General features: G+C 47.9%; 1 pseudogene. It reads right to left on the bottom strand.

Annotated elements, in window-relative coordinates:
• Positions 1-299 precede the first annotated feature (299 nt).
• Positions 300-455, bottom strand: a pseudogene (locus CEX98_RS21965) (DDE-type integrase/transposase/recombinase); the annotation flags it as partial.

The following is a 455-nucleotide window of genomic DNA, read 5'->3' on the forward strand; positions in this document are numbered from 1 at the left end:
AAGACTGTGTTGTTTGTAGGAGCGGGTTCACCCCGCGATTTTTCAACAATCTCGCCGCGTAAAGCGGTTTCTACATGGATTCTGCGTTGCTGGTAGGAGCGGGTTCACCCCGCGATTATTCAACAATCTCGCCGCGTAAAGCGCTCCTACATGAATTCTGCATTGTTGGTAGGAGCGATTTTACATCGCGAGCTTTTTATCTCGCCGCGTAAAGCAGCTCCCACATGAACTCTGTGTTGTTGGTAGGAGCGGGTTCACCCCGCGGTTTTTTCAACAGCCTCGCCGCGTAAAGCGGCTCCATTTTGGTAAGGACTACCTGGCTCTATAAATTCCAACTTGATGTCATTTTTCATTGCCCAACCTTCGAGTACCGTTGAAGTAAATTCTGGACCATTATCCACTCTAATCTGCTTTGGTTTTCCTCGCCAAGCAATAATCTGTTGTAGCGTTCTATT

It is taken from the genome of Pseudoalteromonas piscicida (assembly GCF_002744175.1).
In the GTDB taxonomy this organism is placed as follows: Bacteria; Pseudomonadota; Gammaproteobacteria; order Enterobacterales; family Alteromonadaceae; genus Pseudoalteromonas; species Pseudoalteromonas piscicida_B.